We start from the raw sequence: 13792 nt of genomic DNA, 5'->3' as shown, positions 1-13792 counted from the left end.
CTAATGGAACACACAACTCAAACGAAAATATTAGTCGTAGATGATGAGGCAAGAATTCGCCGCCTTTTAAAAATGTATTTAGAACGTGAAAATTATGAAATCGATGAAGCGGAAAATGGAGATGAGGCGATTCAAAAAGGGCTTCAAACCGATTACGACCTCATTTTGCTCGATTTAATGATGCCTGGTACAGATGGAATCGAAGTTTGTAATCAAATTCGAGACAAAAAAGCGACTCCAATCATTATGCTGACGGCAAAAGGAGAAGAAGCCAACCGCGTTCAAGGATTTGAGGCAGGAACGGATGACTACATCGTCAAACCTTTCAGCCCGCGTGAAGTGGTTTTACGTGTAAAGGCATTGCTTAGAAGATCGTCTCAAACGTCTTATTTGAATACTGGGACAACAACAAAGGATGTTCTTGTGTTTTCTCATCTTTCTATTGACCATGATGCACATAGAGTGACGGCTGATGGCAAAGAAGTCAGCCTCACGCCGAAGGAATATGAGCTTTTATATTTCCTTGCAAAAACACCAGATAAGGTCTATGACAGAGAAAAGCTGCTAAAAGAAGTATGGCAATATGAATTCTTTGGAGACTTACGAACAGTTGATACTCATGTCAAGCGACTTCGTGAAAAACTGAATAAAGTGTCACCAGAAGCAGCGAAAAAAATCGTAACTGTATGGGGTGTCGGGTACAAATTTGAGGTCGGCGCTGAATGAAACTGTGGAAAAGTGTTGTAGGAAAGCTATGGTTAACCATTCTTTTCCTCGTCTTGATCGTTTTATCTATTTTAACTGTGCTTCTTTTAGAGTTCATTGAGAATTATCATGTAGAAGAAGCAAAATCTGATTTAACACAAATGGCAAACAAAGTAGCGGTCATTTTAGAAAGCCATGAGGATCAATCGCTTGCAAGGTCGATTACATCAGAGCTCGCTGACAAATTGACGAGTATTGCGATCATCCAAGAGGACGGGCTAGAGTGGTATTCGTCTGAAAAAGACGGGAAGCTTCCTGCGATTACAAAGAAACAAATTGAAGCAGACAGCGATTTAAATCAAGCACTGAAAGATCGTAAAAAAATCAGTAAACGTGCAGAACCTGATGCAGGCAATCAAAAAGATGAACGGATTGTAGTCGGTGTTCCATATGAGGCGAACGGAAAAAAAGGCATGGTCTTTCTTTCTCAGTCACTCCTCGCTGTAGAACAAACAACGAAACATACGACACGCTACATCTTCTTAGCAGCCGGAATTGCCATTGTACTGACCACTATATTCGCTTTCTTCTTGTCAACACGTGTCACCTATCCTCTCAGAAAGATGAGAGAGGGTGCACAAGATTTGGCGAAAGGGAAATTTGATACAAAGATTCCTATTTTAACGCAAGATGAAATTGGAGAACTGGCGATCGCCTTTAATCAAATGGGGAAGCAGCTTAAATTCCATATCACAGCCTTAAATCAAGAAAAAGAACATTTATCTAATATTTTAAGCAGTATGGCTGATGGCGTCATCACCATCAATATTGATGGAACGATCTTGATGACAAATCCTCCAGCAGAACGATTTTTGCAGGCATGGTATTACGAGCAAAATATGAAGATCAAAGATGGAGATGAACTGCCGCCAGAAGCGCGCGAGCTATTTCATACAGCTGTCAGCACAGAAAAAGAGCAAATGATCGAAGTTACGCTGCAAGGGCGCACCTGGGTTCTTCTTATGTCTCCGCTGTATAATCAGCAGGATGTCAGGGGAGCAGTTGCAGTCCTTCGTGATATGACGGAGGAACGAAGACTTGATAAGCTGAGAAAAGACTTCATTGCCAATGTCAGTCATGAACTTCGTACACCAATTGCCATGCTGCAAGGGTACAGTGAGGCAATTGTAGATGATATTGCAGGATCAGAAGAAGAAAAGAAAGAGATTGCGCAAATTATCTATGATGAATCACTTCGAATGGGACGTCTTGTGAATGACCTTCTAGATCTAGCGAGAATGGAAGCAGGTCATATTACACTGAATCTTGAATCAACAGATACAGAAGAGCTGACTGAGAAGATCTACCGCAAGTTTCTCGGGATTGCGAAAGAAAAACAAATCGACCTTACGTATGATATTCAAGTGGATGAACCGAACTTTGTATTCGATCCAGATAAGATTGAGCAAGTGTTTACGAATCTCATTGATAATGCCATTCGTCATACACCAGAGGGCGGCGAGGTTCACTTCTCGGTTCAATCGGTTGAGAACGGACTGAAAATGGATGTAAAAGATTCGGGAAGCGGAATTCCGGAAGAGGATCTGCCCTTTATTTTCGAACGCTTCTATAAAGCCGATAAAGCAAGGACAAGAGGACGTTCCGGTACTGGACTTGGCCTTGCGATTGTGAAGAACATCGTCGAGGCACATCAAGGCTCTATACATGCTCACAGCAAAGCGGGTGCAGGTACACACTTCACATTCTATATTCCGAGAAAAAAGCAAGAACTCGTCTAATCTTGACGAAGAATCTTGTTACATGAGAAACACTTCTTTTCGTAAAGAAAATGAAGTGTTTTTTCTATTTTCAAATTTTTAAGGAGAAGTTAAACAAAAAGCCCTTTCCAAACTGTCGAACTTGTAATATATTTGTCATAAAGTTGTAATGTAACGTTTTATAAGAGTCACTCGACAAAAATAAGTGAACGGAGGGGTTTCCTATGCATGAAACCTTTCAAAAAATATATGATTCGTACCATCAAGATTTGTACCAGTTTTTATTTTATATGGTTAAAGATAAAAATCAGGCAGAGGATCTCGTACAGGAGGTTTACATTCGGGTACTTCACTCATATAAAACTTTTGAAGGAAGAAGCAGCGAGAAAACATGGCTGTTTTCAATTGCAAGGCATGTGGCGATTGACTGGTTTCGCAAGCAGCAAACCATTAGACAACGGGTACTCGGCACGTTTGATTGGGATAAGCAGGATGTAAAAGACCCAGACTTGCTCCCAGACGAACTGGCTGTACAGGATGAAAATACTAAAGAAATTTATGCCGCGCTTGATCACTGCACGATTGATCAAAGAGCTGTCATCATTTTAAGGTTTATCCAGGGCTACTCAATCATGGAGACGGCAAAGGCGCTAAAGTTCTCGGAAAGCAAAGTCAAAACAACGCAGCACCGAGGCCTGAAAGTGCTCCGAAAACATATGGAGCTTTTGAAGGAGGAGCTAGTGAATGAAAACGAACAGGTCCGATTGGAGCGAAGAACGAATCAAGGTGTTACTAAGTCAGCTTCCAAAGGTGGAGGACAACCGTTCATCTAAGCAGATATACCAGCAGGTGCTGATGGCAAGCGGGAAGAAAAAGAAAAGTGTCAAATGGATCGGTCCAGCGGTGGCAACCGTTGTGGTTTTATTTATGGCGTTTTTAATTTCTCCTCATTTATTTCAGCCGGCTGCTCAAGAACAGCATCAACAGATGAAAATGGAATCAAGTGCTGACAAAGGACAGGCAAATGCCACATTAGAGCCGGTCAAACAGGCAAATGGTACCACACACGTTGTTTCTCATGAAGACAAGCAAAAGTATATGACGGTTGCATACATAGATGAATCGACATCTCAAGTGGTTCCCATAAGTATTGAAAAAGAGAATGAACATGGCCATTTGCAGGAAATGATGAACACATATGAACAGGTGCAGCTGCCTGAAATGACAAAGCCTCTTCAATCTTATCTTGAGATGGTGGACCTTCGTGAAAATGGGAATACACTTGTTTTTCAGTTAAAAAATGATTTGTCCCTTGATACGATAAAGGAAGCCAACCGATTTAAAGATATGGTAAAAGAAACGCTCAAATGGAGCAGGTATAAACAAGTGGAGGTCAGGTCAGTCAAAGGTTCTCATCTTCAATTAGGGACTAGCAGCTTTGGCACGATATCAATTGATAAACAAACGAAAAAAGCTTATTACGTGTTAGAAAATAAGAGCGGGACTTTTTTGGTGCCCTCAAAAACACATTATTCTACTTATGAAGATGCGGTAGAGGCCATGAAACGCACGAGTGATTCTGGACTTGAACCATTAATTAAAGAAGAACCCATTAAAGAAGTGACATCAAAAGGTAAGCATGTAACCATCACGTTTGGAGCATCAGCGCAATTATCGGACTCAATTGATCATACTCTACTCATTGAAGGTCTGCTGCTCACAGCGAAAGATTTTGGTTTTACAGATGTCACCATTCAATATGGAGGAACAGATCAAGTAGGACCATATGAATTAAATGAACCAATAGAGGTACCGGCTCTGCCGAATCCAGTTGTCATCAAAGAACGTTAAAGGACGCAAGCATTTCATTGCGTTCTTTTTTGATGTATAGAAAAGGGTCTTCTTGCTGTATACTAAGCTGTCATGAAAAGAACCTCAAAGAAGGGGAGTCACTGATGAAAAGGTATTGCTTCATAGGTGCCATCTGTTTTTTGCTCTTGATCTTAGCGCCATTTGCCCATGCGCAGAAGACAACCGAATGGGTGGAACCAGTGAAAGGAGAAGTCACTGACTTGTTTGGGACAAGGGGCGGCTCGCATAAGGGATTAGATATAGCTGCGCCAGAAGGAGAATCCATTTTTGCTGCAAGTGAAGGTGTGGTCACGCGTTCGTATGTATCGGCTACATATGGAGAAGTTGTATTTATTCAGCATCCGAATGGATACGAAACTGTCTATGCTCATTTACACGAGCGTTTTGTGAAAAAGGGTGACCATGTTCAAGCGGGACAGCCGATTGGCATCATTGGCAACACAGGGGCCTCCAGAGGCACTCATTTGCATTTTGAAGTACATCGTGGCAATTGGTCAGTCAGCAAAGAGGATGCAATAGATCCGCTCAAAATGATTGCTGTGGAACGCTTCCGAGAGCCGGCTCTTCATGTAAATGGACATGAAAAAAATACATATGTCATTAAACAAGGGGATACCCTTTGGTCGATAGCAAAGGCGCATGAAATGACTGTGGAACAGTTGAAAATGATCAATGAGCTGACCACTCACCTCATTCGAACAGGAGACCGTTTAATGGTTTCAACTAAATAAACCTCATGCAAAGCATGAGGTTTATCACTGTTTTTTATAGGTCAATCAGGCGGACAGAAAGAATATCCTGCACTTCAGTTAATTTTTTCACAATTTCGTCCTCTAGATGCTTGTCGAAAGAAAGCATCATAATGGCTTCGCCGCCTTTTTCTTTACGTCCCACCTGCATTGTTGCGATGTTGACATCATGGTCGCCTAAAATCTGTCCAACCTTTCCAATCACACCAGGTGCATCTGTATGCTGGATATAGACAAGGTGTCCATCTGGGTAAAAATCAATATTAAAGCCATTAATAGAAACGACGCGTTCCCCTAAATGCGGAATGTAAGTCGCTTTAAGAGTAAAGGTTGAAAGATCACCTTTGACTTCAATAGAAATACTGTTTTCGTAACCAGATTCGCTGGAAGAAATTTTTTCACTAAAGCTAATGCCTCGTTCTTTTGCGACCATTCCAGCATTTACTTCATTCACAGTCGAATCAACACGCTCTTTTAAAAACCCTGACAGGAGACTCTTTGTGATAAAGGATGTTTCGAGTTTTGAAATAGAGCCTTCGTAAGAAATGCCTACTTCTTTTACAGGTTCTCTCATGGATTGAGAGACAAGACGTCCAAGTTTTCCTGCAAATTGATGATAAGGCTGAATCTTTTTGAACTCGTCTTTTGTCATCGCTGGTAGATTAATAGATGACATGACAGGAAGGCCTTTTGCAAATTGAAGGACTTCTTCAGATACTTGCGCCGCTACATTTAATTGTGCTTCTTTTGTAGAGGCACCAAGATGCGGAGTTGCAATGACGTGTGGATGATCCACAAGCGGATTATCAGTTGGAGGTTCTACCTCGAATACATCGAGTGCAGCTCCTGCGACATGGCCGCTTTCAAGTGCCTCGAGAAGGTCAGCTTCGTCAATAATGCCGCCGCGCGCACAGTTTACAAGGCGAACACCTTTTTTCGTTTTTGCAATCGTTTCTTTATTGAGAAGTCCTCTTGTCTCTTTTGTTAATGGCGTATGTACCGTAATAATATCTGATACTTCGAGTACTTCATCAAGTGATTTCGCATTGACGCCAATTTTTTCTGCACGTTCTTTTGTGAGGAATGGGTCAAACACGTTGACTGTCATGCCAAATGCTCTTGCACGCTGGGCGATTTCACTTCCAATTCTGCCTAAACCGACAATCCCAAGAGATTTTCCGTAAAGCTCAGCACCAACATATGCTCCTCTGTTCCATTCTTTTGATTTGACAGAAATATTGGCTTGCGGAATATGACGCATAAGTGATGAAATCATGGCGAACGTATGCTCAGCTGTTGAGATCGTATTACCGTTTGGTGCATTGATCACAATGACGCCGTGTTTTGTCGCTTCATCAATGTCAATATTGTCTACTCCCACACCGGCACGGCCGACAATTTTTAATGAAGTCATTTTTTCATAAAGCTCTTTCGTTACTTTTGTGGCACTTCTGACAAGTAAGGCATCAAACGTGTGTAATTCATCTTCTGCTTCTGCTACATTTTTTTGGACAATTTCAACAAAATCTGATTCTAAAAGTGGTAGAAGACCATCATTGCTCATCTTATCTGAGACTAATACTCGAAACATCGTTAGATTTCCTCCTAAAATAAACGTCATAAATATCTGATAATTTACCATATTCCTTTTCACTGTGTCAATCAAATTAAAGCAGTAAAGTGAAAAAGGAAACACGAACATTTCTTTGTGTCTTTATAAAGAATGAACACCTTTAAACAAAAGATAACCAATTTTTGCGCATTTGTCATTAGAATTTTTGTGTTTTTTACGATTTCTTAAAACTGATGAATTTGCTCAGGATTTTTATCTGTACAAATGCTCATATATCATATATAATGATGTCGAATTGAATAATGATCAATCTTCGGGGCAGGGTGCAATTCCCTACCGGCGGTGATGAGCATAGTCTCTAAGCCCGCGAGCCTTTTTGGCAGGATTCGGTGTGATTCCGAAGCCGACAGTATAGTCTGGATGGGAGAAGATGGAGGTTCATAAACGTTGAAAACATTGATGTTCACACGTTTATTTGTCTAGCCCAATTTCCCCGCTCCTGTTTTCAAGGGCGGTTTTTTTGTGGCTAAAATGGAACAATCCTCTTTTCGAAAGATTTGATCGAAAAGGAGAGAGAATATTGAATCAAAGTAAAGTAAAGCGTTTAGTTGTTACCAGTATGCTCAGCAGTATTTCGTTTGTGTTAATTTTATTGGATTTTCCTTTCCCGGGTCTTCCAGCGTATTTGAAAATTGATTTTAGTGATATCCCGGCAATTATTGCAATTTTAATTTATGGACCGGGTGCAGGGATTGCAGTTGAGGCATTAAAAAATGTACTGCATTACCTCATTCAAGGCAGTATGTCCGGCGTTCCAGTTGGGCAAGTCGCGAACTTCATTGCAGGCACACTATTTATCTTGCCAGTCGCCTTTATGTTTAAAAAAATCAAATCAGCAAAAGGGATGGCATGGTCTATGATCGCGGGTACATTGCTTATGACTGTGATGATGAGTATTTTAAATTACTTCTTATTCCTGCCAGCTTACACATGGTTCTTAAACGCGCCAGAACTATCTGATCATGCGCTCAAGACGACCATTACAGCAGGGATCTTACCATTTAACTTTATTAAAGGAATCATCATTACCATCGTGTTTAGCCTCATTTTTGTGAAAATGCGTCCATGGTTTGAAAATAAACGCCGACTTCAAAATAGTTAATATAAAAAAAGCCCCTGCATAAGGGGCTTTTATACTATTCATGCTTAAGCGGGTCACCATCGAAAGATTCGTCCGCAACTTTGATAGAATCTGTTGGACATCCTTCAAATGCATCAAGCATATCTTCTTCAAGTACTTCTGGAACTTCTACAGTCCCTTGGTTGTCATCAAGCGTAACAAATGCAATGCCTTCATCATCATAATCATAAATGTCTGGAGCAGCTGCACCGCATGCGCCGCAAGCAATACATGTGTCTTTGTCTACAATTGTATATTTTGCCATGTTAAAAAAATACCTCCCAGATTGTTCGATGGAACAAATGGTCTAACCTTTTTAGTTTCACCGATAAAAAACAATTTCCTCAAACCTTATTGTAATGATTTTAATTTCACATTTCAACTGTAAAGTGATTGAGAATGCTTATCACATAAGGGTTTGTTCATAACTTTCCCCCACAAATTGAGTTTAAACATTTCTTCTTCTATGAAATCTGTTAAAATAAAGGGAGAAAATATTCGAATTTTGTCAGGAAGACAGGTGCTTTGGCGAATGACTCTTCATTACTTGGATGTCATGTTAATGGACAGCGTATATAAATTGAACGGCGAACGCTCCATAAGTGCTGTCTACCATCTTTTTAAAGGAAAAAAATCATCACAAACCATACAGGATGCCAGTTTATTTCAGCTTTCAAAGTATTTCGGCTGTTACCCGGGGTTTACGAGGGATCAGCTGAATCGCTCTACTATAAAGCTTGACGAAAAGCACTACATCAAAAAAACAGGGGAGACATTCATTGTTACAGATGCAGGACAGCAAATGCTAAACCAGCATTTCTCAGAAAAACCGATGCCCGCTTATTTTCATGGTGCCAAATATCATGATAAAGCAAAGGTGTTATGGATGAGGCTCTCGTTACTTGTACAAGTGCTGTCTCACCATCTGGCTGGATCGCATCAATATGTCCCAATACAAAGAGATGTATCTGTACAAAGCTGGACGAAATCCTTCTTAAAACAGCATCACGAGAAGAATAAGCTATCGGAAGAGCTGCATCATGAACTCGAAAAGCTCCTTAGCCGTATAAGTGATCAAGAGGCGTTGATATTTGTTTATTCATTGACCTCAAATGAAAGAATTGGGCGTACGTATCAGCAAATGGCAGAGTGGCTAAAAGAAGATGTATGGTATGTGTACCTGCTTTTTTGGAATGTCCTCCATTATTTTATTCATGCTGCCCAAAAAGGTGAGGCGCAGCTCATGCAAAAGCTCGTAGGTGACCTTGAATTCAAACGCGTGCTAACAACCTCTACGCACAAAACGCTCGAGCTTGTGCAAAAAGGCTTTGATATTGATCAAATTGCTCACATTCGCTCTTTAAAAAAGGCAACGATCGAAGACCATATTGTCGAGCTTTCCATACATGAACCGAGCTTCTCAATAGAGCCGTATGTGAGCGAAGAACAGCAGCAGGCCATTCATGCAGTAGCCAGAGAGCTTCAAACAAATAAGATGAAGCTGATTAAAGAAAAACTCGAACATCCATTTACTTATTTTCAAATACGATTGGCTCTGACAAGGATGGTGAAAGCAAATGGATAAGCTTCATCAGACGCTCATGCGATATTTTGGTTACGATTCATTTAAAACGGGTCAAGAGGACATTATTCAAAGTGTACTGAATCAAAAGGATACGGTGGCCATGCTGCCTACTGGCGGCGGGAAATCCATCTGCTATCAAATTCCCGGCTATATGACAGATGGATTAGTTCTCATTATTTCGCCGCTGTTATCGCTTATGGAGGATCAAGTCGAACGAATGAAAATGCGCGGAGAAAAACGCGTGGCGGCACTGAACAGCACATTGTCTTTTCAGGAGAGACGACATATCATTCGGCATTTGCCATCATATAAATTTTTATTCGTCGCCCCTGAGGCATTAATGTCAGAGGTGCTGCTAGAACAGCTCAAATCGATGCATATTGGTCTGTTCGTCGTTGATGAAGCCCATTGTATATCCGAATGGGGGCATGATTTCCGTCCGGAATATTCCAAGCTGGGAGAATGGAGAGAAGCGTTAGGTCATCCTGTCGCCTTAGCACTGACGGCAACTGCAACAAAACAAACGCTAAAAGATACCGTACAAACGTTAAGATTGCAGCATCCAGACTTTCATATCCATTCTGTCAACCGGCCAAACATCGCATTAGTCAAAGAAGCGCACGAAACGAAAGAAGCAAAAGAAAAACGGGCCATTGAGCTTGTTGAATATCTGCAAGGCCCCGGTCTGATTTATTGCCCAACCCGGCAAATGACAGAAGATATGGCGCTCATTATGAAACAAAAAACCCATCAGCGTGTAGAGTATTACCATGGCGGGATGGATCCAGGAGACCGTATGCTTATTCAGCAGCAATTTATCAGCGGACAGCTTGATCTTATTTGTTGTACAAGTGCTTTTGGAATGGGAATTGATAAAGCCGATATACGATTTGTTATTCATATGAGCCCGCCGCAGTCAATTGAAGCATTTATGCAGGAAATTGGAAGAGCAGGACGGGACGGGAAAAAGAGTGTCAGCATTCTTTTATATACAGAAGAGGATGCGGACATTCAACAGCATTTAATACAAGCAGAAGGCTTTGATGAGCCAGAAATTGATTTCTTCTTAGCCAGGCTGACACAAATGCAGACAAATGATGAAAAGAAATTACGTGAACAATTAATGGAATCAGGGCTTCAGGAGACACGTGCAAGAATGCTGATCCATTATTACAGGATGTATCAGTCTGACGAGCCGCGTGTGCTGCTGATGAAACTGAAAGAGAAATTGCAGGACAGACAAACAGAAAAACTGAGAAAAGTGTGGCAATTTAAGGAGCGGATCACAGATCATGGCTGCTTTAGACAATCTCTGTTATCATACTTTTACGAACAGCTTGATCAAACAGAGAGCGAACCCTCTGGCAGCTGCTGCTCTTCTTGCGGACTTGACCTGTCTGATTATGAAAAAAAAGATCAACCATTGGAGCTGAATGAAATGAAACACTGGAAGACCGTGCTGAATCGTATGTTTCATCTGACAAAAGAGGCGCAGCATTGATTGAACAACATCGCCGGATCATCGAAAAATTAACCGATCGACAAGTAGTAGAACAGCTGTATTTCACGCAGCTGCTGATGCTGGTCATTTCCTTTTTACTAGGTATATTTATGTTTGATCATTGGACAGATTTCACATCTCTTTGGGAGATCCAAGATGCGCGGATACTGACTTATGGAATTGGCGGCGCTGCGGTTGTGATCATTGTGGATGCGATTGTCATGAAGGTGTTTCCTGCTCATATGTATGATGATGGCGGATTAAATGAAAAAATGTTCAAAAACCGCAGCATCCCGCATATTGTTTGGTTAACACTGCTCATCGCCTTTTCAGAGGAAATTCTATTCCGAGGGATCGTCCAGCAGCAATTTGGACTGGAGATTGCCAGTATTGTGTTTGCGCTCCTTCACTTTCGCTACTTATCAAAAATACTCTTGTTTATCCTTGTGGTTTCTATTAGTATTTTTTTAGGACTTTTATACGAGTGGACGGGGAATTTATTTGTTCCTGTCATGACCCATTTTGTCATTGACTTAGTCTTTGCTTGTCAAATTCGTTTGAAATATAGGGGGAGGGATGAACATGGAAGAAATGTCGAGAATGAAGAGAAAGAAGGAGCAGCTGACAAACATCCATGATGATGTAGAGGAAATTTTTGAAGAAGAAGTTCAGCCTTCAGATGACTCTCACTTTCCTACACGAGAAGATTTTCATGAATATAAAAAACAGCGCACGAAAAAGGTACGCAATCCATTGTTTACAACACTGGCTATTATCTTTCCTATTATCGTTGTCACAGTGTTCTTCCTTTTGATCTACTACACATCAAAGGAAATCAACCATAATAATAATCAAGATGTATATAATATTGATTCTACATCAAGTGCTGACACAGACCCAGTCCCGTCAGCACTTGCCGAAACGAAAAATGATTCAAGCGCTAATAAAGCGGATGCGTCTGATGATGAGAAGCAAAAGAAAGAGGAAGAAAAACAGCGATTGAAAGAAAAAGCTGAACAGAAGAAAAAAGAAAAAGCTGCTAAAGAGAAAGAAGAGCGTGAACAAGCAGCGAAAGAAAAAGAACGCGAGAGAGCTGAAGCTGCCAAAAAGCGTGAACAGCAGCAGCTAGCCTTGCAAAAGCAACAGGAAGAGAAAAAAAGAAAAGAAGCCGAAGAGAAAAAGAAGCAGGAAGAAAAGCCAGTCCGTGTCGTGCAGCACACTGTTGGTCCAGAGGAAAACCTGTATCGAATTTCAATGAAATATTACAAAAACCGTTCGGGTGAAGAGAAAATTAGAGCCTATAATCATTTAAAAGGTAACAGCGTGTACAGTGGTCAAGTGCTGAATATTCCACTAGAAAACTAATCACCTGACATGAATGAAGAAGCATGCACATACATATGTAGAAAAAAGGGACAGGGTGTATGTGATGACATTGCACACAATCAGCCGATATATGGATCAGCCGACACAGAAGATGATGGAAACATTGATCAAAAGAAAGCATAAATATGAGGGTTTTGCCAAGCAGTGCAAAAGATGGCAATGGACAGCCCTTCTATCGCTGGCCATTCTTTTGTTTTATTTTGTGATCACGGCAAATGCGGGAGGCGGCTCGCTTCAGCCGGAAGCCATGATTGCCACACTGCTTGGTCATGACGTATTTCTGTTTTGGATCATGGCCGAGGTCTTTGCTTTTTACGCATCTTATTACTATAAGAAAAAAGAAGAAAAGGCTGAAGATGAATATCATCGGCTTCGATGTGAAATTATACAAAAGAGCACAGACTTATGGCCGCAATCAAATCAGTGGAAAGAGCGCGAGGCGGTTTTTCACTATATGCAGAAGCAATTTGACATTAATCTCTATTATGAAAGTAAATAAATGAGAAAAAAAGACGTTTAACAGTTGAAACGTCTTTTTTCATTCAAGCGTCTTATGAAAGAAAGATATGTAAGGGAGCCATTTGTGATGAAATATGCCATCGGATTTACTGCCGCCATTGCGGCTGTTACAACAGGTGTGTGTGTAACGGCAAAAATGGTGAAAACGGCAAAACAAAACAACATCAAAAAGCATTACTTTACAATAGAAGCACTTCAATCAGACCGGCCTGCTGTCATTTTCTTTATTTCTGATACACACAGACGTCTCATCAGTGACACTTTATTAGCAGAAATCAGACAGGAAGAGCCAGATGTGATTATGATTGGCGGAGATTTAGCAGAAAAAGGTGTGCCCTACGCAAGGATTGAAGAAAATGTGAAACGTTTATCAAGAATTGCGCCGGTTTATTTTGTTTGGGGAAATAATGATCATGAGCTGCATCAGCAAAGGTTTAAAGAGATTCTTCATGCATACGATGTCACGACTTTGCAAAATGAAACGGCTGTATGGAATTTCAATGGCCAGCGAATTAAAATCGGAGGAATTGATGATATTCGGCTTGAAAAAGCAGATTATGAAGCGATACGGCCAGAGTTTGTGAAAGAAGATGTCAATATTCTCTTATCACACAATCCAGATGTACATCATTTGATGAGTGAAGAAGAGGGAATCGATCTTGTCCTGAGCGGTCATACGCATGGGGGACAGATCCGAATTGGGAAATTTGGTCCATATGAAAAAGGAAGAACAGGCCAGGTCAAAGGTGCGTTCTTTCTCATTAGTAATGGCTACGGGACAACAAAAATTCCCATGCGTCTCGGAGCAGAACCAGAAACCCATCTGATCTATTTAATGCCTCTAAAAACGCGTTAACTTGCGGCACCCTCAATATTTTCCATAAAAGTCACCGTAAGCATAGCTTCATGCTTGTCTTCCGTCTTGACACAGTGTAAACTGAATA

General features: G+C 40.9%; 14 protein-coding genes and 1 riboswitch. Of the genes, 12 read left to right on the top strand and 2 right to left on the bottom strand.

What is annotated here, in order from left to right; translation table 11 throughout:
• Nucleotides 1–3 precede the first annotated feature (3 nt).
• The 5 genes from EV579_RS06535 to EV579_RS06515 all read left to right on the top strand — a co-directional run bounded on the left by EV579_RS06535 (nucleotide 4) and on the right by EV579_RS06515 (nucleotide 5086).
• Entirely contained in the window at nucleotides 4–726 is a 723-nt protein-coding gene (locus EV579_RS06535) for a response regulator transcription factor (RefSeq protein ID WP_003215596.1), read from the top strand.
• The gene (locus tag EV579_RS06530) at nucleotides 723–2504 is read left to right on the top strand and encodes an ATP-binding protein (RefSeq protein WP_034623436.1); all 1782 of its coding nucleotides are present in this window, start codon (nucleotides 723–725) and stop codon (nucleotides 2502–2504) included. Before EV579_RS06535 ends, EV579_RS06530 begins: the two co-directional genes overlap by 4 nt.
• Nucleotides 2505–2707: 203 nt before the next feature.
• Nucleotides 2708–3316, top strand: coding sequence for an RNA polymerase sigma factor SigX (gene sigX / locus EV579_RS06525; RefSeq protein WP_024422837.1), 609 nt, complete (start codon nucleotides 2708–2710; stop codon nucleotides 3314–3316).
• On the top strand, nucleotides 3228–4334 hold the full coding sequence (locus tag EV579_RS06520) for a sigma X negative regulator (RefSeq protein WP_122631055.1): 1107 nt from the start codon (nucleotides 3228–3230) through the stop codon (nucleotides 4332–4334). The genes sigX and EV579_RS06520 overlap by 89 nt, the downstream gene beginning before the upstream one ends.
• A gap of 104 nt (nucleotides 4335–4438) precedes the next feature.
• The gene (locus tag EV579_RS06515; RefSeq protein ID WP_133744158.1) at nucleotides 4439–5086 is read left to right on the top strand and encodes a M23 family metallopeptidase; all 648 of its coding nucleotides are present in this window, start codon (nucleotides 4439–4441) and stop codon (nucleotides 5084–5086) included.
• Between the two features lie 34 nt (nucleotides 5087–5120).
• On the opposite strand, the gene serA is transcribed toward EV579_RS06515, so the two are convergent.
• Nucleotides 5121–6695 carry a phosphoglycerate dehydrogenase gene (serA, locus tag EV579_RS06510; protein WP_024422834.1) on the bottom strand — a complete coding sequence of 525 codons (1575 nt, stop codon included), beginning with the start codon at nucleotides 6693–6695 and terminating at the stop codon, nucleotides 5121–5123.
• A 287-nt stretch (nucleotides 6696–6982) separates the two neighbouring features.
• Nucleotides 6983–7113, top strand: a riboswitch (FMN riboswitch).
• Nucleotides 7114–7257: 144 nt separating this feature from the next.
• Here serA and EV579_RS06505 point away from each other — a divergent pair.
• Entirely contained in the window at nucleotides 7258–7839 is a 582-nt protein-coding gene (locus EV579_RS06505; RefSeq protein ID WP_041109656.1) for an ECF transporter S component, read from the top strand.
• Between the two features lie 34 nt (nucleotides 7840–7873).
• On the opposite strand, the gene EV579_RS06500 is transcribed toward EV579_RS06505, so the two are convergent.
• Complete coding sequence (locus EV579_RS06500; RefSeq protein WP_008361239.1) at nucleotides 7874–8122, bottom strand: ferredoxin; 249 nt, start codon at nucleotides 8120–8122, stop codon at nucleotides 7874–7876.
• Between the two features lie 267 nt (nucleotides 8123–8389).
• Here EV579_RS06500 and EV579_RS06495 point away from each other — a divergent pair, with 267 nt between their 5' ends.
• The 6 genes from EV579_RS06495 to EV579_RS06470 all read left to right on the top strand — a co-directional run bounded on the left by EV579_RS06495 (nucleotide 8390) and on the right by EV579_RS06470 (nucleotide 13704).
• Nucleotides 8390–9442 (top strand): YpbB family protein, encoded by a 1053-nt coding sequence (locus EV579_RS06495; RefSeq protein WP_044332843.1) that lies wholly within the window; start codon nucleotides 8390–8392, stop codon nucleotides 9440–9442.
• The gene (locus EV579_RS06490) at nucleotides 9435–10943 is read left to right on the top strand and encodes a RecQ family ATP-dependent DNA helicase (RefSeq protein WP_133744157.1); all 1509 of its coding nucleotides are present in this window, start codon (nucleotides 9435–9437) and stop codon (nucleotides 10941–10943) included. The genes EV579_RS06495 and EV579_RS06490 overlap by 8 nt, the downstream gene beginning before the upstream one ends.
• On the top strand, nucleotides 10940–11581 hold the full coding sequence (locus EV579_RS06485; RefSeq protein WP_024422830.1) for a CPBP family intramembrane glutamic endopeptidase: 642 nt from the start codon (nucleotides 10940–10942) through the stop codon (nucleotides 11579–11581). Before EV579_RS06490 ends, EV579_RS06485 begins: the two co-directional genes overlap by 4 nt.
• Nucleotides 11526–12308, top strand: a complete 783-nt coding sequence (locus EV579_RS06480; protein WP_103131990.1) for a LysM peptidoglycan-binding domain-containing protein — start codon at nucleotides 11526–11528, stop codon at nucleotides 12306–12308. Before EV579_RS06485 ends, EV579_RS06480 begins: the two co-directional genes overlap by 56 nt.
• Nucleotides 12309–12372: 64 nt before the next feature.
• Nucleotides 12373–12828, top strand: coding sequence for a DUF2663 family protein (locus EV579_RS06475; protein ID WP_133744156.1), 456 nt, complete (start codon nucleotides 12373–12375; stop codon nucleotides 12826–12828).
• An 87-nt stretch (nucleotides 12829–12915) separates the two neighbouring features.
• Complete coding sequence (locus EV579_RS06470; protein ID WP_024422827.1) at nucleotides 12916–13704, top strand: metallophosphoesterase; 789 nt, start codon at nucleotides 12916–12918, stop codon at nucleotides 13702–13704.
• Nucleotides 13705–13792 lie beyond the last annotated feature (88 nt).

Origin of the sequence: Bacillus sp. BK450 (genome assembly GCF_004364885.1) — a bacterium.
Taxonomy (GTDB): Bacteria; Bacillota; Bacilli; order Bacillales; family Bacillaceae; genus Bacillus; species Bacillus safensis.
Note: the sequence above shows the minus strand (reverse complement) of the source record. Positions and strands in the feature narration are given on the sequence as shown.

Coding starts and splice junctions, on each gene's coding strand:
- EV579_RS06535 (WP_003215596.1), top strand. CDS start 4: ATGGAACACACAACTCAAACGAAAATATTAGTCGTAGATGATGAGGCA.
- EV579_RS06530 (WP_034623436.1), top strand. CDS start 723: ATGAAACTGTGGAAAAGTGTTGTAGGAAAGCTATGGTTAACCATTCTT.
- sigX (WP_024422837.1), top strand. CDS start 2,708: ATGCATGAAACCTTTCAAAAAATATATGATTCGTACCATCAAGATTTG.
- EV579_RS06520 (WP_122631055.1), top strand. CDS start 3,228: ATGAAAACGAACAGGTCCGATTGGAGCGAAGAACGAATCAAGGTGTTA.
- EV579_RS06515 (WP_133744158.1), top strand. CDS start 4,439: ATGAAAAGGTATTGCTTCATAGGTGCCATCTGTTTTTTGCTCTTGATC.
- serA (WP_024422834.1), bottom strand. CDS start 6,695: ATGTTTCGAGTATTAGTCTCAGATAAGATGAGCAATGATGGTCTTCTA.
- EV579_RS06500 (WP_008361239.1), bottom strand. CDS start 8,122: ATGGCAAAATATACAATTGTAGACAAAGACACATGTATTGCTTGCGGC.
- EV579_RS06495 (WP_044332843.1), top strand. CDS start 8,390: ATGACTCTTCATTACTTGGATGTCATGTTAATGGACAGCGTATATAAA.
- EV579_RS06490 (WP_133744157.1), top strand. CDS start 9,435: ATGGATAAGCTTCATCAGACGCTCATGCGATATTTTGGTTACGATTCA.
- EV579_RS06480 (WP_103131990.1), top strand. CDS start 11,526: ATGGAAGAAATGTCGAGAATGAAGAGAAAGAAGGAGCAGCTGACAAAC.
- EV579_RS06475 (WP_133744156.1), top strand. CDS start 12,373: ATGACATTGCACACAATCAGCCGATATATGGATCAGCCGACACAGAAG.
- EV579_RS06470 (WP_024422827.1), top strand. CDS start 12,916: ATGAAATATGCCATCGGATTTACTGCCGCCATTGCGGCTGTTACAACA.